This is a genomic window from Paenibacillus ginsengihumi DSM 21568 (genome assembly GCF_000380965.1).
GTDB classification, from domain to species: Bacteria; Bacillota; Bacilli; order Paenibacillales; family NBRC-103111; genus Paenibacillus_G; species Paenibacillus_G ginsengihumi.
This window is the reverse complement of the sequence record NZ_KB905558.1, coordinates 95,437-118,304: the sequence shown is the minus strand read 5'-3', so window position 1 is coordinate 118,304 and position 22,868 is coordinate 95,437. Positions and strand designations below refer to the sequence as shown.

At 58.2% G+C, this 22,868-nt stretch carries 22 protein-coding genes; 14 read left to right on the top strand and 8 right to left on the bottom strand.

Features of this window, described 5'->3' with window-relative positions:
* Window positions 1-252, bottom strand: a 252-nt coding sequence (locus tag F591_RS0108645; RefSeq protein ID WP_026326470.1) for a hypothetical protein, incomplete at its 3' end; no start/stop codon positions are given.
* Window positions 253-766: 514 nt separating this feature from the next.
* Between F591_RS0108645 and F591_RS0108640 the strand changes: the two genes are divergently transcribed.
* The 7 genes from F591_RS0108640 to F591_RS0108610 are packed head-to-tail and all read left to right on the top strand — an operon-like array spanning window position 767 to window position 8,228.
* Complete coding sequence (locus F591_RS0108640) at window positions 767-2,047, top strand: urea ABC transporter substrate-binding protein (RefSeq protein ID WP_019534199.1); 1,281 nt, start codon at window positions 767-769, stop codon at window positions 2,045-2,047.
* Window positions 2,048-2,065: 18 nt separating this feature from the next.
* The gene (locus F591_RS0108635) at window positions 2,066-2,947 is read left to right on the top strand and encodes an ABC transporter permease subunit (protein ID WP_019534198.1); all 882 of its coding nucleotides are present in this window, start codon (window positions 2,066-2,068) and stop codon (window positions 2,945-2,947) included.
* Between the two features lie 4 nt (window positions 2,948-2,951).
* Window positions 2,952-4,013 carry a branched-chain amino acid ABC transporter permease gene (locus tag F591_RS0108630; RefSeq protein WP_019534197.1) on the top strand — a complete coding sequence of 354 codons (1,062 nt, stop codon included), beginning with the start codon at window positions 2,952-2,954 and terminating at the stop codon, window positions 4,011-4,013.
* Window positions 3,994-4,761 (top strand): ABC transporter ATP-binding protein, encoded by a 768-nt coding sequence (locus F591_RS0108625; RefSeq protein ID WP_019534196.1) that lies wholly within the window; start codon window positions 3,994-3,996, stop codon window positions 4,759-4,761. The genes F591_RS0108630 and F591_RS0108625 overlap by 20 nt, the downstream gene beginning before the upstream one ends.
* Before the next feature lie 43 nt (window positions 4,762-4,804).
* A complete protein-coding gene (locus F591_RS0108620; RefSeq protein ID WP_026326467.1) occupies window positions 4,805-5,503 on the top strand; it encodes an ABC transporter ATP-binding protein in 699 nt (232 codons plus the stop codon).
* Between the two features lie 56 nt (window positions 5,504-5,559).
* A complete protein-coding gene (locus tag F591_RS0108615; protein ID WP_019534194.1) occupies window positions 5,560-6,492 on the top strand; it encodes an acetamidase/formamidase family protein in 933 nt (310 codons plus the stop codon).
* Window positions 6,489-8,228, top strand: coding sequence for a nitrilase-related carbon-nitrogen hydrolase (locus F591_RS0108610; RefSeq protein WP_019534193.1), 1,740 nt, complete (start codon window positions 6,489-6,491; stop codon window positions 8,226-8,228). The genes F591_RS0108615 and F591_RS0108610 overlap by 4 nt, the downstream gene beginning before the upstream one ends.
* Before the next feature lie 157 nt (window positions 8,229-8,385).
* On the opposite strand, the gene F591_RS0108605 is transcribed toward F591_RS0108610, so the two are convergent.
* The 5 genes from F591_RS0108605 to F591_RS0108580 form a co-directional block, all read right to left on the bottom strand.
* On the bottom strand, window positions 8,386-8,670 hold the full coding sequence (locus F591_RS0108605) for a hypothetical protein (protein ID WP_019534192.1): 285 nt from the start codon (window positions 8,668-8,670) through the stop codon (window positions 8,386-8,388).
* A gap of 39 nt (window positions 8,671-8,709) precedes the next feature.
* Window positions 8,710-9,108, bottom strand: a complete 399-nt coding sequence (locus tag F591_RS0108600) for a DUF2251 domain-containing protein (RefSeq protein WP_019534191.1) — start codon at window positions 9,106-9,108, stop codon at window positions 8,710-8,712.
* 645 nt (window positions 9,109-9,753) lie between these two features.
* Complete coding sequence (locus tag F591_RS0108590) at window positions 9,754-11,697, bottom strand: glycosyl hydrolase family 18 protein (RefSeq protein WP_019534189.1); 1,944 nt, start codon at window positions 11,695-11,697, stop codon at window positions 9,754-9,756.
* Window positions 11,698-11,844: 147 nt separating this feature from the next.
* Window positions 11,845-12,120 (bottom strand): DUF2653 family protein, encoded by a 276-nt coding sequence (locus F591_RS0108585; RefSeq protein ID WP_019534188.1) that lies wholly within the window; start codon window positions 12,118-12,120, stop codon window positions 11,845-11,847.
* 25 nt (window positions 12,121-12,145) lie between these two features.
* A complete protein-coding gene (locus F591_RS0108580; protein WP_019534187.1) occupies window positions 12,146-12,592 on the bottom strand; it encodes a hypothetical protein in 447 nt (148 codons plus the stop codon).
* Window positions 12,593-12,917: 325 nt separating this feature from the next.
* Between F591_RS0108580 and F591_RS0108575 the strand changes: the two genes are divergently transcribed.
* Window positions 12,918-13,454 (top strand): DUF309 domain-containing protein, encoded by a 537-nt coding sequence (locus tag F591_RS0108575; RefSeq protein WP_019534186.1) that lies wholly within the window; start codon window positions 12,918-12,920, stop codon window positions 13,452-13,454.
* Between the two features lie 170 nt (window positions 13,455-13,624).
* Here F591_RS0108575 and F591_RS0108570 read toward each other — a convergent pair whose 3' ends face one another.
* Together F591_RS0108570 and F591_RS0108565 are read right to left on the bottom strand one after the other, a co-directional pair.
* On the bottom strand, window positions 13,625-14,221 hold the full coding sequence (locus F591_RS0108570) for a beta-class carbonic anhydrase (protein ID WP_019534185.1): 597 nt from the start codon (window positions 14,219-14,221) through the stop codon (window positions 13,625-13,627).
* Window positions 14,222-14,275: 54 nt separating this feature from the next.
* The gene (locus F591_RS0108565) at window positions 14,276-14,617 is read right to left on the bottom strand and encodes an iron-sulfur cluster biosynthesis family protein (RefSeq protein WP_019534184.1); all 342 of its coding nucleotides are present in this window, start codon (window positions 14,615-14,617) and stop codon (window positions 14,276-14,278) included.
* 187 nt (window positions 14,618-14,804) lie between these two features.
* Here F591_RS0108565 and F591_RS0108560 point away from each other — a divergent pair, with 187 nt between their 5' ends.
* The 6 genes from F591_RS0108560 (at window position 14,805) to F591_RS0108525 (ending at window position 22,726) form a co-directional block, all read left to right on the top strand.
* Window positions 14,805-16,313, top strand: a complete 1,509-nt coding sequence (locus F591_RS0108560; RefSeq protein ID WP_019534183.1) for a carboxypeptidase M32 — start codon at window positions 14,805-14,807, stop codon at window positions 16,311-16,313.
* A 1,589-nt stretch (window positions 16,314-17,902) separates the two neighbouring features.
* Entirely contained in the window at window positions 17,903-18,922 is a 1,020-nt protein-coding gene (locus F591_RS0108545; protein WP_019534180.1) for an ABC transporter substrate-binding protein, read from the top strand.
* Window positions 18,923-19,047: 125 nt separating this feature from the next.
* The gene (locus F591_RS0108540) at window positions 19,048-19,845 is read left to right on the top strand and encodes an ABC transporter ATP-binding protein (RefSeq protein WP_019534179.1); all 798 of its coding nucleotides are present in this window, start codon (window positions 19,048-19,050) and stop codon (window positions 19,843-19,845) included.
* Window positions 19,842-20,654, top strand: coding sequence for an ABC transporter permease (locus tag F591_RS0108535; protein WP_019534178.1), 813 nt, complete (start codon window positions 19,842-19,844; stop codon window positions 20,652-20,654). The genes F591_RS0108540 and F591_RS0108535 overlap by 4 nt, the downstream gene beginning before the upstream one ends.
* A 409-nt stretch (window positions 20,655-21,063) precedes the next feature.
* The gene (locus F591_RS0108530; protein WP_019534177.1) at window positions 21,064-22,044 is read left to right on the top strand and encodes an aromatic acid exporter family protein; all 981 of its coding nucleotides are present in this window, start codon (window positions 21,064-21,066) and stop codon (window positions 22,042-22,044) included.
* Window positions 22,045-22,159: 115 nt separating this feature from the next.
* Window positions 22,160-22,726, top strand: coding sequence for an outer spore coat protein CotE (locus F591_RS0108525; protein WP_019534176.1), 567 nt, complete (start codon window positions 22,160-22,162; stop codon window positions 22,724-22,726).
* The last annotated feature ends 142 nt before the right edge of the window (window positions 22,727-22,868 follow it).

Genomic DNA, 22,868 nt, shown 5'->3' with positions numbered 1-22,868 from the left:
GCGCGGCAATGTGCCGCCGCATGCGGCCCGCGTCGCTCTGCGCGGCAATGTGCCGCCGCATGCGGCCCGCGTCGCTCTGCGCGGCAATGTGCCGCTCCGTGCGGCCGTGTCGCTCCGTTCGGCAACGCGCCGCTCCGTGCCATGTAGCTCCAACGCCGCCTCGTGCCGCTTATGCGGCTGCACATCGCCCCGCTCGGCAGTCGTGCCGCTCCAACACCGCATCGCGCCGCCCTTTGCTGCTTCCTGACTCACCGTGCCCCTCCGTTTCGTCTGCGCTGCAGATATTGAACAATCCTCATCTGCTTCTTAAATTTGAACTAAATCGTAACCTAAAATGTAATATATAATTACATTATGTAAAATAAAATTACACAAAAGGACTATTCAAATCCAAAAAGCGGTGCTATAATACGGTTTATCCGATTGGTCAGACCAATGATTTGGTTGATTTCATTACATTGTGTAACAATACATGACGCTAGCTATCAATCAATCGGTCTGATCAGAAGGGCGAAAGAGCGGTCTGCTGCATTGTCCAAATTATTTTTTTTGGCTATATTGGTCAGACCAATCCGCCGCTTCGCGCTGCGAATGTATGGGGAATGCGGCTCGAACCGGCTTCTTCGGCTCGGATTGGTCTGACCAATGGGCGGACTGCGATAAAACCGCAAGGGGGGGTCAAGCAGACGGGCTTAGCCGGCAGACGGCATACATTTCGGAAAGTAAGAAAGAGAGAGCGGCACATTCAGAAGGAGGAAGCAGATCGATGAAACGTTATTCGCAACTGGCTTGGACGAAGACTAGCAAACGACTCGCTGCAGTACTTATCCCGGCCGTGCTGGCGATCGCGGCGGCATGCGGCAATGCGGAGCCGGGAACCGCCGGTTCGGGCGGTAGTGGGGAGGGGCCGATCAAGGTCGGCGTGCTGGAGGACCGCTCCGGCGACTTCGCGCTCGTCGGCATTCAGAAGTATCACGCGGCGGAGCTCGCGATCGAAGAGATCAACGCGGGCGGCGGCCTGCTCGGCCGGCAGCTTGAGATGGTCGCCCCGGATACGCAGTCGGACAATCAGCGTTACCAGGAGATGGCGCGAAAGCTTATTCTGGACGATCAGGTCGACGTCGTCATGGGCGGATTTTCCAGCGCGTCCCGCGAGGCGATCCGTCCGATCATGGAGCAGAACAAAATGCTGTACTTCTATAACAACCAGTACGAAGGAGGCGTCGCCAGCAAATACACGTTCGCGACCGGCGCGGTGCCGGAGCATCAAGTCGTTCCGCTGATCAAATCGATGATCGAGCAGCACGGGCCGAAAATTTATACGATCGCGGCAGACTACAATTTCGGGCAAATTTCCGCGCAGTGGGTCCGCAAGGCTGCTCAGGACTTCGGCGGTGAAGTCGTCGGCGAAGAATTCATTCCGCTCAGCGTCTCACAGTTCAGCAGCACGATCAGCAAAATCCAGCAGGCGAAGCCGGACGTGCTCGTGACGCTGCTCGTCGGAACGCCGCAGTCCTCCTTTTACGAGCAGTGGGCCAAGTCAGGCATTAAGGGGCTGCCGATGGCGACCACGGTCAACATGGCGCAGGCGTACGAGCACAAGCGGTTCCAGCCGCCGGCGCTGGCGAATATGTACGTAACGGCCACGTTCATGGAGGAGCTCGATACACCGCAGGCCAAGAGCTTCGTCGAGAAGTGGCGCGCCAAATATCCTGACGAGCCCTATGTCGGCATGGAGGCGGAAGCGCAGTATACGGGCATTCATCTGTGGGCCGAAGCAGTCCGAAAAGCGGGCACCGTTGAGAAGGAAGCGGTCATCGCGGCGCTGGAGAGCGGCATTTCGTTTGACGGCCCGGCCGGCAAGGTGACGATCGATCCGAAGACGCATCATACGATTCGCGATGTCTATCTCGCCCATGCGGACGAGAAGCATACGATCACCTTCCCGGAAAAATACGATGCGATCGCGGCGGATTGGCTTTCCAGCGAGAAGGGTGTCGATCTGACCCAAAAGGCGGACAACAAACAGTACACTCCGCTGGAGTAGCAGCCAGGAGGCGAAGCTATGAATATCCTATCTGACGCGATGAACATCGCCTATCAACTGATGGACTCCTTTGCTTTTCTCGTCTTGTCGGCGCTGGGCCTGGCCATCATCTTCGGCATGATGGGCATCGTCAACCTGGCCCACGGCGAGTTCATCATGCTCGGCGCGTACATCACGACGCTGCTGGCGCGCGCTGGCGTACCGCTGCCGATCGCCATCGCCGGGGCGGCAGCTGCGGTCGGCGTATTCGGGCTCATCGTGGACCGGCTGATCGTCCGGCACCTGTACAACCGGCCGCTCGATTCGGTGGTAGCGACGTGGGGCATCAGCCTCATTCTTGGCCAAGGGATGCTTATTTTGATGGGGCCGTCGCTGCAGGGCGTCTCGACGCCCCTCGGCTCCTTCACTGTAGACGGCAGCGCCTACTCGTATTACCGCATCGTGCTGTTCGTCTGCGCCTTGGCGCTGCTGCTGATGATGTATTGGCTATTCATGCATACGAACTTTGGCCTTCGTTCGCGGGCCACGATGCAAAACCGCGCGGTGGCGCAAAGTCTCGGCACGAACACCTCCGGCATGTACACGATCACCTTCATGATCGGGTCGGCGTTCGCCGGCTTGACGGGAGGCTTGTTCGCGCCGACGATGTCGATTTCGCCGACCTTCGGCTCCAGCTTCATTATGCAAAGCTTCGTGACCGTCATCGTCGGCGGAGCGAACCCGCTGGTCGGCACGGTATTGTCGGGCGGCGCTTTATCGGCTGTCAACAGCACGCTGTCGATGCTGTACGGGACGCTCATCGGCAAGCTGGGGCTATTGCTTGTGGCCATTTTGTTCATTCGCGTATTCCCGCTCGGCTTCTCGGGACTCGTCGAGAAAAAATGGCTTCGGGGGAGGTAATCACATGAAGATCCGGTTCAATGCGGAAAATGCGACCGCCGTGCTGATGTTCGCCTTTCTGGCGTGCATTCCGCTCGTCGCGTCGGCTTACAAGGTCGTTAATGTCGCCAACTTCCTCGTCATGGTGTTTTTGTCGCTATCCTTGGCGCTTATTTGGGGCAAAACGGGCATCTTCAGCTTCGGCCAAACGATCTTTTTCGGCGTCGGGGGCTATACGTACGCGATTTTGTTTTTGAACGTCAACGAGCTGTCGTTAACGCTGCCCGCGATGCTCGCCGGGGTGGCGATCGGCGGATTGGTCGCCTGGATCTTGGGCTACCTGATGTTTTACGGCGGCGTCAATGATGTGTTCGTCGGCCTCATTACGCTGTGCGTGACGCTCGTGCTGGAGACGTTCATGGCGCAGACGGCTGGGGCGGAATGGAAGATCGGCTCCGTACCGCTCGGGGGGTATAACGGGATCAACGGCATTCCGACGCTCCACCTTGGCTTCGGGGACAATCTTGTGGCTTTCACCGGCAAAAGCTTCTACTACCTGGTATTCGTGCTGCTGCTCGTTACCTACTTGCTGCTCCGTTACCTCGTCGCCTCCAAATGGGGGTATGCGCTGCTGGCGGTTCGCGAGAATCGGGACCGCAGCCAAATGTTTGGGTACAACGTGCCGAAAATTCAGACGATGGTGTTCACGCTCAGCGGCATGATTGCCTCGCTCGGCGGCATCCTGTACGCCGCATGGGGCAATTACGTCACCCCGTCGACGATGGGACTGGCGGCGGCGACGCTGCCGGTCGTGCTGGTGGCGGCCGGCGGGCGCAAAAGCTTGACCGCCGCCATGCTGTTCACACTGCTGTACAGCTGGTTCTCCCAATACTTGTCGTCGAGCGGGAGCCAATACGCGCTTGTTATTTTAGGGGTGTGCCTGCTCCTCGTCGTCCGGTTCATGCCGCAGGGCGTCGTCGTGGCTTTGTTCGAGGGCATCGACCGGCTGCTGGAGCGCAAAAGCAAGCGGGCGGGCGAACCGATCGAGCTCGCGAAGGAGGGTCTGCATGGCAAATCTACGGTCTGAAGCGGCGGCGGTGGCGAAAGCGGCGCAGCCGGGCGGCGAACCGATCCTGGAGCTGCGGCAGGTCGTCAAGCAGTTCGGCGGCCTCAAAGCCGTGGACGGCGTCGACCTGACGGTTCGCCCGGGCGAGCTGAGATGCCTGATCGGCCCGAACGGCGCCGGCAAAAGCACGGTGTTCAAGCTGATCATGGGCATCTACGCGCCGACGCAAGGGCAAATTTGGTTCCGCGGCCAAGATATCACCAGGCTGAACACGTGGCGCAGAGCCCGCATGGGCATCGGAATCAAGATGCAGGTGCCCGGTGTATACGGGGAACTGACACTGCGGGAAAACATGCGCATCGCCATCCAAAACTTCGTCAAAGGCAAAGAGATCGAGACGGAAATCGACCGTCTGCTGTCGTTCGTCGGCATCGACAAGCTCGGCAATCCGCAGGTCGGCAATCTGTCGCACGGTCAGCAGCAGTGGCTGGAGATCGCCATGGCGCTCGCGGCCAAACCAAGCATCTTATTGCTCGACGAACCGGCGGCCGGGATGGGCCCGGAGGAGACGGAGTTTACGGCCGAGCTGGTCAAGCAGCTGAATGCTTCCGGCGTCACGATACTTTTCATCGACCACGACATGGAGTTTGTGCGGCGGATCGCGCAAAGCGTCTCCGTCCTGCATTACGGCAAGCCGTTCGCCGAAGGGACGCTGGAGGAAATCGAGGCGAACGAGGAAGTGGTGCGCATTTACCTCGGCAAAGTGTAATGCAATGTGAAGAAGACATATGGGCAAAAAGGAGGCGGAACGGTTGCTTACGGTCGAAAAGCTGACGTCGGGATACGGTAAAGTGACGGTCGTGCGGAATGTCGATATTCATGTGGGCCAAGGCGAGATCGTCTCGATCATCGGCCGCAACGGGGTCGGCAAAAGCACGTTCGTCAAGACGCTGATCGGCTTGAATCGGGCGACGTCCGGAGTCATTCATTTTAAGGGCGTGAACATCTCCGCGATGAAATCCCATGATAGAGCGCGCAGCGGCATCGGGTACGTTCCGCAGGGCCACGGCATTTTTCCGAAATTGACGGTGGAGGAAAATTTGAAAATGGGCCGGGACATCAACAAGTCGTCGCCCAATCTCGATTTCGGCGTCGTTTACGATTATTTTCCGCGACTGAGAGAGCGCCGCTTGCAGAGAGCGGGGACGCTCAGCGGAGGGGAGCAGGCGATGCTGGCGATCAGCCGGGCGCTGGTCGGCCGGCCGGAGCTGCTGCTTCTGGACGAGCCGTCGGAGGGCATCCAGCCAAGCATTATCGTTCACATCAGCGACATCTTGAAGCGGATCAACCGCGAAACGGGGCTGACCGTGCTGTTCGTCGAGCAGCATATCGGGCTGATCCAGCAGCTGTCGGGCCGCTGCTACGCGATGGATAAAGGAAGCATTGTCGGCGAGCTGACGGAGGGGGACATCGCCGATTACGACAGCATCAAGCAATATTTGGCGGTATAGACGTATGTATAGAATAGGCAAGCTGCGAACGGAAATGTCGAAAGGGGAGACCGAAGATGCAAGAAATTCGCCAGCCTGGAGCGCACAGCTACGTATTCAGCCGGTATTTGGAGCCGATCGCCAAGGTGAAGCCGGGCGAAGCCGTCGTCATTCATACGAAAGACGCGTTTGAAAATCGGATTACTAGCGATTCCGACGTTCCGTCCGAGCTGCTCGGGGACTATCTGAACCCGCAGACCGGGCCGATTTGGGTGGAAGGCGCCGAGCCGGGCGATACGCTGGCCGTTCATATTCTCGACATCGAGCCGGCGCGGGACTGGGCGGTCAGCGTCCATAAACCGGGCTTCGGCGGACTGACGGCCACCGCGGTCACGCGGATGCTGCATGAGCCGCTCCCGGAGAAAGTGTTCATCTACAAGCTGGAAAACGGCCGGCTCACGGCGAATCCCCGGCTGTCGTTCCCGTGGCGCCCGTTTCTCGGCACGATCGGCACCGCTCCCGAGCTTGAAGCGGTGTCCGCGCTGACGCCCGCCGATCACGGCGGCAACATGGACGTGCCGGATACAAAGCCGGGCAACATCGTCTATTTGCCCGTACGGGTTCCCGGCGCTTATTTTTTCACCGGGGACTGCCACGCCGGGCAGGGCGACGGGGAGCTGTGCGGAGTCGCGCTGGAAATATCGGCTAAGGTGACGCTGAAATTCGAGCTGATCAAAGGGAAGGCGATACGCTGGCCGCGCATCGAGAGCAAGGACGAGCTGATGGTCGTCGGCAGCGCCCGCCCGATGGAGGACGCCGCCCGAATCGCTTATGCGGAGTTGATCGACTGGATGATCGAGCTCGGTTGGGACAAGTGGGAGGCGTATCAAGCGTTGACGCAGATCGGCAAGCTGCACGTCGGCAACATGGTCGATACGTACTATTCGTTGGTGGCGAAGATTGAGAAGACGTACGCGTATATCGACGACAAGGGGGGATCGCCGGAATGAACAGCTTTTCGTTTCAAGCGGCGACCGTACAGTTCGAGCCGCGGCAGTTCGAGAAGGAGCGGAATATAAGCCGCTTGTGCGAGCTGGTCGAAGAGGCCGCCCGGAACGGAGCCAGGCTTATTGTCACGCCGGAGATGGGTACGACGGGCTATTGCTGGTACGACCGGGCCGAGGTGGCGCCGTTCGTCGAGCCGGTGCCGGGACCGACGACAGACCGTTTTGCCGGTTTGGCCGCCCGCTGCGATTGCTATATCGTCATCGGCATGCCCGAAGTCGATCCGGTGACGAACGTCTACTACAACACCGCCGTGCTGATCGGCCCTGAAGGCGTCGTCGGCAAACACCGCAAAACGCATCCGTACATTTCCGAACCGAAATGGGCGGCGTCAGGCGACCGGCACGACGTGTTCGATACGCCGATCGGCCGCATCGCGCTGCTCGTCTGCATGGACATTCATTACATTGAGACGGCGCGTCTCGCGGCGCTGCAGGGCGCCGACGTCATCTGCCATATCAGCAACTGGCTCGACGAGCGGACGCCGGCTCCGTACTGGATCACCCGCGCGTTCGAGAACGGCTGCTACGTCATCGAGAGCAATCGCTGGGGCTGGGAGAGAACCGTTCAATTCAGCGGCGGCAGCTGCATCATCGACCCGGACGGAAGCGTACAGGTGGCGATCGACGAAGGGGACGGCATCGCTTACGGGACGATCGATCCGGAACGTGCCCGGAACAAGCGGGCAGGGGAAGGAGATCGGCTTGCCGACCGGCGGCCGGAGCTGTACCAGCAGCTGCTGCTTGATTCCTATTTGTGGAATCCGCTTGATTTCTTCGGACTGTACGGAAAATCGCCGCTTCCGCCGGGCCGGGCTTCGCGCATTGCCGTCGTGCAGTGCGAGTCGTCCGATGACGTGCAGGCGAATTTGCAGACAATGGAGACATACCTCGCCGAAGCCGCTGGCCGTCAGGCGGAGCTGGTTGTCTTTCCCGAGCTGTCCGTGAGCGGCCCCTATGCGGGCCAAGGGGGTGAACCGGTGCCCGGCCCGTCGACCGAAGCGCTGATCGCGCTGTCGATCCGCTACCGGACGTACATTGTCGCCGGCCTAGTAGAATCGGACGGGGACCGGCTGTACAACACCGCCGTGCTGACAGGGCCGGAAGGGCTTGTCGGTACCTATCGGCAAATTCATGTAAGCGGCAAGGACCGGGCATGGGCGTCGGCCGGCAGCGATTGGGCCGTCTTCGACCTGCCGGTCGGCCGGGTTGGCCTGCTGATCGGCCGCGACGCCCTGTTCCCGGAAGCGGGCCGCGTGCTGGCGCTGCTCGGCTGCGACCTGATCGTCTGCCCGTCCATGGCGCGGGAGCCCGTCCCGCAAGGACATGCCGGAACCGGCATTCGGCACAATTACCCGATCCCGACGGGCGCCGACCCGCATCACTGGCATCTTCATCGGGCGAGAGCAGGCGAGAACAACGTCTATTGGGCATTTGCCAATCCAGAGAGCCCGCAGGCCGGCCTATTCGGCAAAAGCGGTATTTTCGGACCGGAGACATTCCGCTTCCCGCGCCGCGAGGCAATCGTGCCTGCCGGCTCCGGCATCGCCGTACTGGACATCGATACGTCGAACCTGGACACCCCGTATCCGACCAATCCCGTCCGGCGCAAGGACCTCGTGCTGATGCGCCAGCCGACGCTGTATTACGGGCTGATCGCAGACGGCGGCATGGGGCGTTGAAGGTCGCCAAGACGGCAAGCCGTAAGGCTGTATTGCTGCAAAGCTGTATTGCCGCAAAGCTGCCAACCCGCAAACCTGCAAACCCGCAATGTCATAAAGCCGCAAAACAAAGACCGGAGCGTCAGCTTCGGTCTTTTCCCCATAAATTGGGATATTATTATCTCCATCTCCAATTGAAAGAGCCATCTTCATAGACGGCGGGAACGATAATTCCTCTCTTTAATCCGGCGTTGTCAATGATGAACCAGTTATCCTCATTCAACCAATCTTCGTCATACCGGTCTTCCTGGAATTCATTTTCTTCGTCCACCAATGCATTAAAAAAGCTTCTGAATTTTTCGAGGTGATCGTTCGGTATAATCTCCCCGTACAACCAAAAGCCGTCGGCTGTATAGTCGTCTTTTATTTCGCCGAGGTTTTCGTCTTTATAGTATAAATGCAATAATTAGGACTCCTTCCTGGAATTTTACAGAACTTGCAATCAATGATGCACTTCCAAGCAAAGCGGTTCTCCCAGGTCGGCCGGAATTCCTTCTTCCCAAATCGAAAACGGGATCGAAACGATGCAGTTATCTTCTCTGGGAGCGGTCAGCTTTCTTTTGGATGACAAATCAATCATTCCCCAGCCTTCGCCGTCAACGATCAGGATAGCCTTTGAGGAGTCATCCGACCAGGCAATGCCCACTTCTTTACATTCTTGAATAGGCGGTAAAATTTGATTATAAATCCACAAGGCGTCGGCAATGCCTAACATATTTCCATCAGCGGACATCGGACAAAAATACAAGTACCCCGTCTCGCCGTCATCCTCAAACACGCAAGCCCATTTCCCGTCTGGCGAAATCCGATCAATCAAAAAGCGTTCGTCTTGTGCATTCAACGAAAGTCATCTCCATCCAAGCTATTATTTAGCCATGGTTCATTTATATCAGAATGGTCGTGCGGGATCAACAGATCGATATTTTCATCGAGCATTCCGTTCATTGCCAGCAGTTTCAGGAACAACAACGGCATGTGGTCGACCGACCGCCGTCATGCAGCGAAATCACCGCGCGCTGGGAGCCGCGCACGGTGCGAATTCGCCAAATGGCTGAACGGGGGCTGGAGCGAGCTTGCTTCCTGAGAGCAGGGGAGGTCCTCCCTCGCTACGGATAACGTCCTGCCGAGGCGCTAAACTCTCTATTCCGCGGCGAAATTTCGCGCAATAACGCCGTGGCAAGGCTTTATTTCACGGTCGGAGCCCGCAATTGGGGCCGAAACGAGCGATCGCGAGAAAATAACGCCCTGCCGAGGCGCTAAACTCAATTCCGTGGCGAAATTTCGCGTATTAGCGCCCCGTCAAGATCTTATCCCGCGATGGGGTCCCGCCAGAACGCGGCCGAAACAGGCGCTGACGGGAGCCTGCCCTGCGATCACAGCCCCAACCGCTAAAGCCCCTCGCAACCGCGAGCGGTCGAGAGGGGCTTGCCTAACGGCCTTGAGCGCTCAAGCGAGCTCTTGACTGCCCAGGCCTCACATTTTTATGTTATTTTTCCCGAATCATCGTCTGCCACAGCGCCGCCGAATCGTAGCCGAGCCTCCAGGCGGCGACGCCGGCAAGCTCGTATTTCTTGGCAATGGCGATGCGCTCCTTGACCGTTGTCTCATCCTCCAGCCAAAATACGTACGTGTAGCCGCCTTCCTGATACTCGACTTTATATTGATTGAAGCGGCTGTCCCACGTCTGCTTGGCGTTCTTCTCAAGAATGAGCGCCGGCAAATCCTTCATCAGCAGAGCGCGGTTGCTTACCAGCTTGCCGGACGAATCGATCTGCCATTCCCGCACGTAGAACGGGATGCCCATGATCAGCTTGTCGCGGGGGATGCCATATGCGAGAAACTCCCGCACGCCTTCCTCGACCCACTGCAGACCGGCGACTGGGCCTGCTTCCGCGCTGCCCTTCCAGTGCTGGTCGTACGTCATCGTGATGATATAATCCGCGATGCCGGCCAGCTTCTCGTGGTCGAACGCGGTTTTGGCGTTCCAGGCGGCGCTGCCGCGCGGCAAATCGACCGAGACCAGCAAGCCTTTGGCATGCGCCGCTGCGGCAAGTTCCTGCATGAACAGGGTGAAATTGGCGCGGTCGCTGCCCGCGACGCTTTCGAAATCGACATTGACGCCGTCTGCTCCGAGCTCTGTCAGCCGGCTGACGAGCGCTTCGACGAAACGCTTGCGCGCCTCGGCGTCCGCCAGAAACTGGGTCGTCAAGGCCGTATCGAACTGGTTGGCGACGAGCGGGTGCACCGCATATCCTTGCTGCTTCAGCCAAGCGACCGTTTCATGGCTGGAGCTGTCCTGAAGCGCGCCCGCAGCGTCGGCAAGCTGGAAATAAGTCGGCGACACGACGTCGAGTCCGGCCGTATTGGTTACTTGGCTGCGAATCATGGCGTCGCTGGAGCTGCCGTTCCAGCCCCAAAACTGCAGTTTGCGGATATTGTCCCATATGACAGACCCGCCGTCCAGCCGGCGAATGGAGGAATTCGCGTACTGCCTGGCGAATTTCAGCGCTCCCTCGATCGTCGTCGACTCTCCGATCAAAGTATCGTTCTGGTACACTTGATAATAAGGATAATTATTCCATATTTGATTGTAAGAGGAAGGGGCGCTGTCGTTAATAATTTTCGAATGCGCAAACCGCTCCGCATAACGAATCGCCTCATCGAGTGCGACGAAGCTGTCCAAATAATGATCGTGCTGATAAACCCGGTACTTCTTGACGTTCGAGAACACCTCTTGGCCGGAATCCGTGCGGACGATTCGGGAATTGCTCCAGCGCAACGCTTCGCCGACCGCTTCCTCCAAGGCGGCGAAGCTCCAGCCGTCCTGGGTATATGTACCTTGGTACACCTGATATATTTTGTTTCCGGAGGCGCGCTGCTTCGCCTTGACCTCTTGCGGGATGTTGTCCCATACCCAGCGGTTGTCCTTCAGATCGATGATATGCGCGTTGCTCCATTTGGCCGCTTCGCGCTTCGCCTGATCCAGTGTGGCGAACTCCCAGGAGGAGCCGAGCGTCACGTCGCCTTGATACAGCCGGTAGCGGGCGTAATTGTTCCACACCCAGCCGCCGCCCTGCAAATCTCGGACGCTGGCGTTGCTCCATTTGGAAGCCTCGCGGATCGCCTGATCCAGCGTGGCGAATTCCCACTTCGACGTGCTGTAGCCGTGCTGGTATACTTTGTAGCGGGGATAATTGTGCCACAGCCATTCCCGCGTGCCGATTTGCTCGACGTGACTGTTCGCGAACTGCTTCGCATACGCCTCGGCTGACTTGTAATCCTGCGTTTCGGTGAGCAGCTTGTTATCCTGATACACCCGATATTTCGTCGTTTTGTCAGCGGCCGCGACAGCGTCCGGCGATATCGACAATACGGCGGAAGAGACGAGCATGGCGAGCATAGACACGATGAGCGACTTTTTTCTTGTCAAATTGCGATCAACCTTCTTTCTCCCTAAAGTCTATTCTATTAAACGCAGGGAGAATAGCGAAGTTGCGATGGAATTTAATAGGAGGGGGCGATCGCGGCCCAAATAAGCCCTTGGCATTGGTACGCCAAGGGCTTTAAGCACGTCATTTTATTCGATATCTGCGATAATCTCGTCCTGCAGATCCAGACGAATCTGCGAGCGGAACACCCGCATTTGATGCTCTTTCAGCAAATAACGTTCGATCGCTTCAAGGATGCTTGCGGCGGAAATCTCCTGCATCTGCCCCTGCGCCGTAACTTCCGCGGCGAAGCCTTGCTCCTCGTCCCACAGCATCTCGACCTGAACCTGGGTCGGGAGAATCTGCTTCCGTTCGGCCATATGAAGGCAGATCGCGTTGACGATCTCTTGCTCTGATAGTCTCAAGTCGATGTCACTCCGTTTTCAGCGTTTAGTAACGGCGGGTATTGTCGTTCAACCGTTTGCGTTCGCGGAAAAAGACGAAAATTTTGCGGATCACCACGAACAGCACCACGATCGCCAGCACATTGACCAGGAGGCCCAAAATGTTGCCGAGGAAGCCCATGCCTCCGAACAGACCGCCGAACAGCAGCCCGGCCAGGCCGCCGAGCATCAGGCCCTTCATGAGGCCGCCGCCGAACCCGGAGCCGGTTCTTGTCTGGTTCGTCGCGGATGCCGGCGATTTGGAAGCGGCCGGATCGGCTTTGGTCGCATTGCTGGACGGGTTTTGCGTGTTCGTGTTGGTCGTATTCGACGTCGCGCCGGATTTGTAGCTCTTCGACGACGACCTATATTTTCTCGCGTCGGCGACGTCCGGCGACGAGAACGAGAAGACGATCATCCCCGCCAAAAGAACCATCGAAAGTTTTTTCCACATGCCCTTTCCTCCATACTCTATATAATATATTGAGCCTAGACGGCTCCGTAACTATACATACGAGAAAACTTTGCGGCGGTTTCATCTTTTTTTTCGGCACGGAAAGTTTAACTTCGCTAAAGCGATGATGCGAAGTGCGACTTTCTGTACCAAGAAAAACAACTGCTGGACCGAGGCCCGCTCATCCTTGAATAGACTTCGATAGACGTTTTTCTTATCAACAGGTTACAATAAAATTGCAAATCGATTTCATAGACCGCTATACTCATCATTGTTGCCACAAAGTGATCATTATAAAATCATTGCGAATCGAGGTTGCCGCCGCATGCTCAGCTATCCTGACGCTTATCTCGAATATTTGTTTCATTTTCACGGAAGCAGAGATTTTTTCGAATGTCATGAAATCATGGAGGAATACTGGAAGGAGCATCCGCGCGATCCGCATAGCCGCACGTACGTAGCGCTCATACAGATTGCCGTCGCGATGTATCATCACCGCAGGGGCAATGTAGCGGGAGCCGTCAAAATGGTGCAGGCGTCCCTTCGGAATTTGCAGGACGATGCCGCGGCTTCGCTGGGGCTGGACGCAGCCGGGCTGCGCCGCATGCTGCAGTGCCGGCTGGAGAGCCTTACGCGGGCAGAGGCGCCTTACGCGGACATGAATTTGCCGATAACCGATCCCGGCCTCATCCGGCAGGTTGCCGCCATATGCGAAGAACGCTCGGCGGCTTGGTGCCGCAGCAGCGACATGAGCGACCCCGAGCTGATCCACAGGCATCGCTTGCGCGACCGCAGCGGCGTGATTGAGGAACGGCAAAGAGCGATCAAAGAGCGTTCGCGGGCCAAAGGGCAGAGGGAGTGAAGGGGGAGGCCGCACTGCCACACCGCTGGCCTGCCGTCCCGCCGCCGGCCAAACGCCGCAGCGGCAGGAGCGCTCCGGCGGCTGCCTCTATGCGAAGCGTCGCCGCCCCGCCCATCGCGGCGCGCGGTAGCTTGCGGCGATCCGGTCTCAGCGGCACCTGGTCCGCCCTATCAGCGTCTGGTCTTGCCTTGTTCCCGGCTCGCGATATATTCGTAGCCGTCGGTGATAACGTCCAGTCGACCGGTTTCGGGGCTGATAATGAGGCCGTGGACAGGCAGATTGGCGGGCAGCAGCGGGTGATTGCGGATTACCTCGACGCTGTTCAGCACGCTGTCGTGGACGCGCTCGAAGCCGGTCAGGAACTTGTCCAGCTCGATGCCGGCATGCTCCAGCATGCGAATGAGCTTGTCCGGCACGCCTCTTTCGCGGGCCTTGGCCAGCACCTTCTCCGAGTTGAGGCCCGTCATGCCGCAATCGTAGTGGCCGACGACGAACACTTCTTCTGCCGACAGATCGTACACGGCGACGATCAGACTGCGCATGATGCTGCCGAACGGGTGCGAGACGAGCGCTCCGGCGTTTTTAATAATTTTGGCGTCGCCGTTGCGCAGATTCATCGCTCGCGGCAGCAGCTCCGTCAAGCGGGTGTCCATGCAGGTGAGAATGACCATCTTTTTATCCGGGAATTTCGAAGTCAGGAACTGCTCGTACTGCTTGTTCTCGACAAACTGTTCATTGTGCGAGACGATGTTGTCCAGCAAGCTCATATTCATCCACGTCCTACCAAAAGTTTTTTTATTGTTAGCAAGTCATAGCCCAACCTAAGCTTCCGATGAGGGGCGCTTGTCGATCAGGTTCATGTAGGCGCTATATATTTGGCTGCTGCTCTTCAGCACGTAGCGAAGGCCGTCCTCCATATAGTCGATCGTCATGCGGTCCTCGAAGAACACCTCGTCCTTCGTTTCAACCCACACCTCGAACGGCTCGCCTGAATAAACCGATTCGCGCCCGACGGGCTCGTCCACGATCCAGAGCGCCGGAACCCCGCTTACCGCGCAGCCGCAGCCTTCCGTATCGTATACCAGCTTAAGCCGGCCCTTCTTGGCGCGGCTCATCGCTTGGCCGATAGCATCGGCAGCCGCCGCGGTGAAAGCAATATGCATATCATTTACCTCTCTTCCTGAAAATTTGACGGTCATCCACGGTAAATGTTCAGCGGCCGCAGTCGGCGGCCGGGCGACGCAAAGATCGTTCGCTCGTCATAGACGTCTCATTTAATGTACACGATATTTGCTTCTCCGTTCAAGAAAAAGTATGATCGATATATGCTGACGGAAAGGGGAAAAGCGTATGAATGAGAAGCGTTTGGCCGAATTTCGCGCGTTTTTGAAAAAAATGAAAAGCTACGAGGAAGCGATCGGGCTCATCTATTGGGATATGCGCACGGGCGCGCCCAAAAAAGGCCTCGATGCCCGCTCGGAGGTTGTCGGCGTGCTGTCCGGAGAGCTGTTTCGGATGTCCGTCTCCGAGGAAATGGGCTCATTTTTGGAGGAATTCGGGTCGCCGGAAACGTTGTCCCAACTGTCCGTCATCGACCGGCGCATCGTCGAGGAATGCCGGAGGGAATACGATCGCAGCGTGAAAATACCGCCGAAGCGCTACCAGGAATACGTCGTGCTGACCTCGCAGGCCGAATCGGTCTGGGAGGAAGCGAAGGAGAAGGCGGACTTCGCCATGTTTCAGCCATACATAGAGAAAATCGTGGCAACCAATCTCGAATTTATCGATCTGTGGGGATGGGAAGGCCACAAATACAACACGCTGCTCGATATGTACGAGCCCGGCATGACGGTGTCAAAGCTCGACCAGGTGTTCGGCGCGCTGCGGGAGAAGGCGGTGCCGCTGCTCGCCGCCATCATGGAATCGGGCAACAAGCCGGATACGTCCTTCCTCAGACAGACGTTCGACAAGGAAAAACAGAAGCAGTTCAGCCTGTTTATTCTGGAACAGATGGGCTACGACTTCGCGGCAGGCCGGCTGGACGAGACGGTGCATCCGTTCGCGACAGGCCTGAATCCGGGCGATGTGCGGATTACGACGCGCTATCTTCCGGACGACGTCAACAGCGCCTTGTTCGGCACGATCCACGAGGGCGGCCACGCCTTGTACGAGCAGAACATCTCGAAGGAACTGATCGGCACGCCGCTGTGCACCGGCACATCGATGGGCATTCACGAGTCGCAGTCCCGCTTTTGGGAAAATATGATCGGCCGCAGCCGCGCCTTCTGGAACCGCTACTACCCGGATTTGCAGCGCAATTACCCGGGCCAATTCGATAGCGTGTCCGCGGAAGCCTTTTACCGGGCGACGAACGAGGTGAAGCCGTCGCTCATTCGCATCGAGGCCGATGAATTGACCTATAATCTGCATATCATGGTCCGCTACGAGATCGAGAAGGCGCTGATGAACGGCGACGTGAAGGCGTCCGAGCTGCCGAACGTATGGAACGAGAAATACCGCGAATATTTGGGCGTCGAGCCGTCCCACGACGGAGAAGGGGTGCTGCAGGACGTTCACTGGTCGGGCGGCGCCTTCGGCTACTTCCCGTCCTACGCGCTCGGCAACATGTATGCGGCCCAATTCTCCCGGACCATTCGCCGGGAGATGCCCGATGTTGACGCCAAGGTGGAGGCCGGGGAGCTGCTGCCGGTCAAGGATTGGCTCGCGGAGCGCATCTACCGGCACGGCAAGCTGCTGACGCCGAACGACATTGTGCTGCAGGTGACCGGAGAGGAACTGAATCCCGACTATTTGATGGACTATCTTACGGAGAAATATACCGATATTTATAAGCTGTAGCCGGCTTTAGTACGGCACGGTCCGGCTTCATGAACTGCTCCTCGGGCGAGGGGCGGTTTTTTTGTCTTTGAACTTCCCGGGCCCGGCAATGAATCTGTCCCAGGGTATTATGGACATGGAGCGCAGATTGCAGCCAGGTACGAAAAGCAGCTGAGGCTGAGTAGGATCAAGGGAGGCGTATCGTGAAGAAAGGCCCCAAGCCGCAGGTCCGCGAAGGAGACCGGCAAGAAAGAATCCAAGCCGCAGGTCCGCGAAGGAAACCGGCAAGAAGGGCCCCAAGCCGCAGGTCCGCGAAGGAGACCGGGAAGAAGGACCCCAAGCCGCAGGTCCGCGAAGGAGACCATGGAAGGAGGCACGACCTGCGGCTCGCTTCTGAATCGCTGCCAAGGCGGATTGCTTGCTTTACGTTCTCTGCCAGGGAACCGTCGCCAGCACTTGCGATCGGCGGACCCGAGCTTACGGGAATGGATTGCTTGCTTGGCTAGCCTCACGTTGCAAGCCTCGTTTGGCTTGCCTTACACTCCCGTTTTGCCGGGCAGACCTTAAGCTAACGCTAGCCACAGAGCTTATTTCGCTCAAAACGCTCGATTTGAAATTGTAACGCAAGTGAGCAGCCTTATTTCGCGTTTTCGGCTACCCGATTCAGCGTTTTTGACAAAATAGCGCTCCCTGGCCAGCGTTACATTTTAAACAGGGTACGATTCAGCAAAATAGCGTTTGTCACTTTCGTTAGAGAGGATATTGGTGGCCAGATAGGCGACCAGATAGGCGGGGCACCAGTGTCCCAGGTGGGTCCCGTGCCCCAATACGCTGTACGAGCCGATCCTGCGGGAAGAGACGCCTGTGACGAGCGATTCCTTTCGCCATTCGTCGTCACCTTCGGGATTGTCGGTGGTTACCGCCCAATTTTCAGTAGAGTCAGCAAATGTTGTATTTTGTACAACAAAAACGGGGAGATATCCTGCACTTGCCGCTCATTGTTGTAGAAAGTGCAACATTTCGGGTTATGCGCCTCGATTTGAAACCAATCTCGCCTAAATTGTTGCACAAAATACAACATTCCCCTGCTTCTTGCGCCGAAGATGCGGAAAATGTTGCATTTTTTGCAGGATTTGCCCGCCTCCGGGAAGGGGCAGCGCCAATGCGGAGTCTGCACGTTGACGTGGATTCCGCACGCCAATGCGGAGCTTGCATGTTTACGTGGATTCCGCACGCCAACGCGGAGTCTGCACGTTGACGTGGATTCCGCACGCCAATGCGGAGCTCGCATGTTTACGTGGATTCCGCACGCTAACGGAGAGTTCGCACGCTTACATGGAGTTCAAACGTAAACGCGGAGCTCGAGGGTCGCGGGCCGAGTATCTCCGTCGCAGCGAAGTTGCGCGCTAAAGGACCTTGCCGAAGGCAAGGTTCGGCAGTATCGCCGCGTGCGCGGTCTTGTCGCTAAAGCCGCCAGGGCGGGCGCGTATCCTTTCGCATCTTTGCGTCCTGCACGGCTGCAGCCCTCACCATTGTCTGGGCTCATGCATAGGATGACAGCAAGCGATCGCGACAAAGCTCGAACGTCGCGGGGGTGGGAGGGATTGCACATGAGTCAAAGGAGCAGCTGGATTGCCGCTGCGCTCGCGGTCTGCCTGACGCTCGCCGCCGCGCTGGCGGGATGCGGGGGGACGCAGAGCGGAGGGGCGGCAAAGGTGCGGGTCGGGGAAGTGACGCGCTCGATCTTTTATGCGCCGCAATATGCCGCGCTGCAAAAGGGCTTTTTTAAGGAAGAAGGGCTGGACGTGGAGTTGACGACGACCTTCGGCGGCGATAAGACGATGACGGCGTTGCTGTCCGGAGGGATCGACATCGCGCTCGTCGGGTCCGAAACATCCATTTATGTGCATCAGCAGGGGGCGGGCGATCCGGTCATCAATTTCGCCCAACTGACGCAGACGGACGGAACGTTTCTGGTCGCCCGCAAGCCGGCTGAGGGGCTTTTCGACTGGAGCCAGCTGAAGGGCTCGACCTTTCTCGGTCAGCGCAAAGGCGGAATGCCGCAAATGGCCGGCGAATTCACGCTCAAGAAGCACGGCATCGACCCGCAAGTCGATCTGAACCTGATTCAAAACGTCGATTTCGCCAATATTCCCGCCGCGTTTGCCTCGGGAACCGGCGAATATGTGCAGCTGTTCGAGCCGCAAGCGACGATGTTCGAGAAAGAGGGCAAAGGCCATGTCGTCGCCTCGTTCGGAATAGAAAGCGGCAAGCTGCCGTACACCGTGTTTATGGCCAAAAAGAGCTTTATCGGCAAAAACGGAGATATCGTGCAAAAATTCGCCAATGCGGTGCAGAAGGCGCAGCGATGGGTGCAGGCGGCCAGCGCGGAGGACATTGCGGAAGCGATCGCTCCGTTTTTCCAGGATACGGATAAAGGGGTGTTGACAGATTCCGTCAAGCGCTACAAGGAGCAAGGCTCGTTCGCCGCGGACGGCGTCGTCGACGAGCAGGAATGGAACAACTTGCAGGACGTCATGGAATCGGCCGGCGAACTGAAGCAGCGCGTCAGCCACGAGACGTTGGTGGATAACCGTTTTGCCGAGAAAGCGAAGCAGCACGCGAAGTAATCAGGAAAAATTCGGCGATGGGCGAAGGGGGCTATGCGCTTGCGGAGCGTTACCTCGCCCCTGTACGCCTTGCCGCCGTCGGGAGAGGGAGTGAATGAAGTCCGGATAAGAAGGAGGCGGATACGATGACTGCGATCGAACTTGCAGGTGTCTCTCATGTTTTTGTCAATGAGAAAGGCGCCTTTCTGGCGCTTCGGGATATCGATCTCCGCGTGAGGCGGGGGGAATTCGTCAGCCTGATCGGGCCGAGCGGCTGCGGCAAGACGACGCTGCTCTCGCTGATCAGCGGCTTGCTTGTGCCGACCTCGGGGACGGTGACGGCCTTCGGCGAACCGGTCGGCGGGCCGAGCGGCGCGCCGAAGGTCGGCTATATGCTGCAGCAGGATTATTTGTTCCCGTGGCGGTCGATTTTCGCCAATGCCGCCTTCGGGCTGGAGATGCTCGGGCGGCTGGACGGCAAGGGGAAGCAGGCCGTATCCGAGCTGCTCGCCGAGTTGGGGCTGGCAGCTCACGCGGAGAGGTATCCACACCAGCTTTCCGGCGGGATGAGGCAGCGGGTGGCGCTGGCCCGGACGCTGGCGACGGAGCCGGACATTTTGCTGCTCGACGAGCCGTTCTCGGCGCTCGATTACCAGACCAAGCTGCAGCTTGAGGACCTGGTGTGGGAGACGCTCAAATCGCGCGGCAAGACGGCGCTGCTCGTGACCCATGACATAACGGAGGCGATCGCGATGAGCGACCGTATTGTCGTGCTGGAGCCGAATCCGGGCCGCATTCGCAGCGAGGTGGAAGTGCCGGACGCCATCCGCCAGGCCGTGCCGTTCTCGGCGCGCGAGCGGGCCGGCTTTCAGGAGCTGTTCCACACGCTGTGGAAGCACTTTGAAGATATGGAAGCAGGCGGAGAAGGGGGGCGTGCCCGATGAAGCAAGAGAAGAGCATGACGGAAACAGTCTATCGCCAATACCGCGCGCAGGAGCGGGTGCGTACATTTTGGGTGCGGCTGACCCAGTTCAGCCTGCTCGCGCTCTTTTTCGCGCTTTGGGAGGCTGCCGCCCGGCTGCAGTGGATCGACGGTCTGCTGTTCAGCTCGCCCAGCCGCGTCGCGCAGCTGCTGCTGGAGAAGTGGCAGGACGGGACACTGCTCGTCCACATTCGGGTGACGCTGTGGGAGACGGTCGTCGGCTTCGTGCTGGGGACGCTGCTCGGCACAGCGATCGCGGCGCTGATCTGGTGGTCGCCGTTCCTGTCCCGCGTGCTCGACCCCTATATCGTCGTGCTGAACGCCTTGCCGAAGGTGGCGCTCGGGCCGCTCTTTATCGTCGCGCTCGGACCGGGCGTGCTGGCCATTATCGCCACGACGCTCTCGTTGACCGTAATTATAACGATCCTCGTCGTATACACCAGCTTTCGCGAGGTTGATCCGAACTACGTCAAAGTCGTGAGAATATTCGGCGGCAACCGCCGCGCAGTGTTCGTTAAAGCGATATTGCCCGCCTCGTACCCGACCATCGTCTCGACGCTCAAGGTGAACGTAGGGCTGTCGTGGGTCGGCGTCATCGTCGGCGAGTTCCTCGTATCGAAGGAAGGGCTGGGCTATCTCATTATTTACGGGTTCCAGGTATTCAATTTCACGCTCGTCATCGGCAGCGTGTTGATTATCGCCATCGCCGCAGCGCTGATGTATCAGGCCGTCGCCTATTTGGAGAAGCGTCTGGTCAGCCATCGCTTGTGAGGCAGTTTGGCTGCATGCGAGCGGCGCTCTCGCGATCAAGCAGCGAGGAGGCAGTCGTCTGCTGCCGCAGCAGGCAAGGGAACAAGGCTCCTCTAGCCTGTCCAGGCGTGCGGCGTCAGCGGAACGCACCGCTTTCCGAACGAGCGGAGCATAGAAGCGGTAGGGACGGGAAGCTGTGCTTAACGAGCGGAGCATAGAAGCGGTAGGGACGGGAAGCTGTGCTTGAAGGGCGCGGGCAGGCGCGCCAGGTTCCCGCGCTGCGGCTATCCAGCGCGCCTGCCCGCGCGTGCCAGTTGATGCGGCCGCTGAGCCTGCGCGCGTTAGATCCGATTGAGAAAAAAAGCTGGACAAGCTATGATGGGTGTACCGGAACGGCCGGCTTCATCTACGCTTCGGAGGGGCAACATTCATGGGATACCGCATATGGGGATTTCGCATTTGGAAAACGACGGCGGCGGTCGTCGCTGCGATGTATTTGGCCCAGGCGCTCGGGCTCGACTCCCCGCATTCCGCCGGGCTGCTCGCCATGCTGGGCATCGATGTGACGAAGAAGAAGGGCATCCGCACTTCCTTTCAGCGCATCGCTGCGTCCGTGCTCGGGCTTCTGATCGCCTTCGCCTTGTTCTGGGCGTGCGGCTTTCAGTATTGGACGGTCGGGCTGTTCGTGCTGCTGTTCATGCCGCTGCTGGTCAAGTGGCAGCTGAAGGAGGGCGCCGTGACCGGATCGGTTACGATGTTTCACGTGTTTGCCGCGGGCAAGCTGGAGGCCGGGCTGCTGCTGAACGAGATCGCGCTTCTTGTCGTAGGCCTTGGAACGGCGACGCTGATCAATATTGTTTATATGCCGAAGGAGGACGAGCGGCTGATGCGCTACAAGCAGCGGCTGGAGCACGATTTCTCCCGCATATTCAACGAAATCGCCATGCATCTGCGCGACAATGAGCACATCTGGAACGGTCAGGAGCTGCTGGACGCAGAGGATGCGCTAAACGGCGCGCTGGCGGCCGCGGACCGGGCCAGGGCCAACTCGCTGCGCGGCGGCGACGAGGGGTGGACCGCCTACTTTTATATGCGCAAGCAGCAGCTCGATTCCATCGACCGCATGGTGCGGCTCGTTGCCCGGGTGTACCGGACGCTGCCGCCCGGCGAGCTTCTGGCGTCCATCTTCGACAACTTGAGCGAGGATGTGAAAGCCGACTATTACACGGGGCGTTCCGAGCAAGGCTTGCACGAATTGGAGGAGCAGTTCCGGAGCATGGACCTACCTTCCACGCGGGAGGAATTCGAAGTGCGCGCGGCGCTCCTGCAGCTGGTGCTGGAGCTGAAATCGTATTTGGCGGTCGCCAAGCGGGAAAAAAAGCGCATTGCCGCCGCGAAGGCTCATTCCTGAAATCTTGCTGCGCTTTGAAAGAAAGAAACCAGAGGGCCTGTAAAAGTTTTTGTCACCCTAGACGAATGTCCTGCATACACATGTAATGAATGATTGTATGGAGGAGGTTCAGAGGATGTCATTAGATAAAGATCTGCAGTGCAGAGAGATCTATACAAAGGCTGTCTGCGGCAAAGGACGCAAATTCTCTCAGGTATCCAACACGGTCACTCCGCCTCATTCTCCGACTAGTATTTTGGGTGCGTGGATTATCAACAACCAGTACGAAGCGGTGAAATCGGGGGACAACGTGGAGGTGGTGGGTACTTACGACGTCAACATCTGGTATTCCTACGACAGGAACACCAAGACCGACGTCGCGAAAGAAACGATTTCATACGTAGAAGCCGTTCCGCTTTCTTATCTCGATAAGAAGCATCGGCCTTCTACGGCCGAAGTGTCGGCCATTGCCACCCAGGAACCGAACTGCGTCGAGGCGAGCATTTCTTCCAACGGCAGAGATGTCGTTATTCGCGTCGAGCGGGAGTACAAGGTCGAGATGATCGCAGAAACCAAGGTATGCGTGGTGGTGTGCCCAGGCGGTTGCGACGATCTCGACGACAAGCACATTGATTTCGACAGTATCGAGGAAGGCGACTTCGAAGACCTCGATCCGGATCTGTTCGACGATGAACTGAACTGATTCATTTGTTACCAGTATATGTCGGTAGTGGCATTTCGGCAGAGGGCGTTAGCCCTCTTTTTTGTTAAAAAGGTTAGTCCGCGGCCACAATGGGCGCGGCCGGACAAGGAGCGTCCGAAATCAGCCAGGTCCGATCAATTCG

Coding starts and splice junctions, on each gene's coding strand:
- F591_RS0108640 (WP_019534199.1), top strand. CDS start 767: ATGAAACGTTATTCGCAACTGGCTTGGACGAAGACTAGCAAACGACTC.
- F591_RS0108635 (WP_019534198.1), top strand. CDS start 2,066: ATGAATATCCTATCTGACGCGATGAACATCGCCTATCAACTGATGGAC.
- F591_RS0108630 (WP_019534197.1), top strand. CDS start 2,952: ATGAAGATCCGGTTCAATGCGGAAAATGCGACCGCCGTGCTGATGTTC.
- F591_RS0108625 (WP_019534196.1), top strand. CDS start 3,994: ATGGCAAATCTACGGTCTGAAGCGGCGGCGGTGGCGAAAGCGGCGCAG.
- F591_RS0108615 (WP_019534194.1), top strand. CDS start 5,560: ATGCAAGAAATTCGCCAGCCTGGAGCGCACAGCTACGTATTCAGCCGG.
- F591_RS0108610 (WP_019534193.1), top strand. CDS start 6,489: ATGAACAGCTTTTCGTTTCAAGCGGCGACCGTACAGTTCGAGCCGCGG.
- F591_RS0108580 (WP_019534187.1), bottom strand. CDS start 12,592: ATGTGGAAAAAACTTTCGATGGTTCTTTTGGCGGGGATGATCGTCTTC.
- F591_RS0108575 (WP_019534186.1), top strand. CDS start 12,918: ATGCTCAGCTATCCTGACGCTTATCTCGAATATTTGTTTCATTTTCAC.
- F591_RS0108570 (WP_019534185.1), bottom strand. CDS start 14,221: ATGAGCTTGCTGGACAACATCGTCTCGCACAATGAACAGTTTGTCGAG.
- F591_RS0108565 (WP_019534184.1), bottom strand. CDS start 14,617: ATGCATATTGCTTTCACCGCGGCGGCTGCCGATGCTATCGGCCAAGCG.
- F591_RS0108560 (WP_019534183.1), top strand. CDS start 14,805: ATGAATGAGAAGCGTTTGGCCGAATTTCGCGCGTTTTTGAAAAAAATG.
- F591_RS0108545 (WP_019534180.1), top strand. CDS start 17,903: ATGAGTCAAAGGAGCAGCTGGATTGCCGCTGCGCTCGCGGTCTGCCTG.
- F591_RS0108540 (WP_019534179.1), top strand. CDS start 19,048: ATGACTGCGATCGAACTTGCAGGTGTCTCTCATGTTTTTGTCAATGAG.
- F591_RS0108535 (WP_019534178.1), top strand. CDS start 19,842: ATGAAGCAAGAGAAGAGCATGACGGAAACAGTCTATCGCCAATACCGC.
- F591_RS0108530 (WP_019534177.1), top strand. CDS start 21,064: ATGGGATACCGCATATGGGGATTTCGCATTTGGAAAACGACGGCGGCG.
- F591_RS0108525 (WP_019534176.1), top strand. CDS start 22,160: ATGTCATTAGATAAAGATCTGCAGTGCAGAGAGATCTATACAAAGGCT.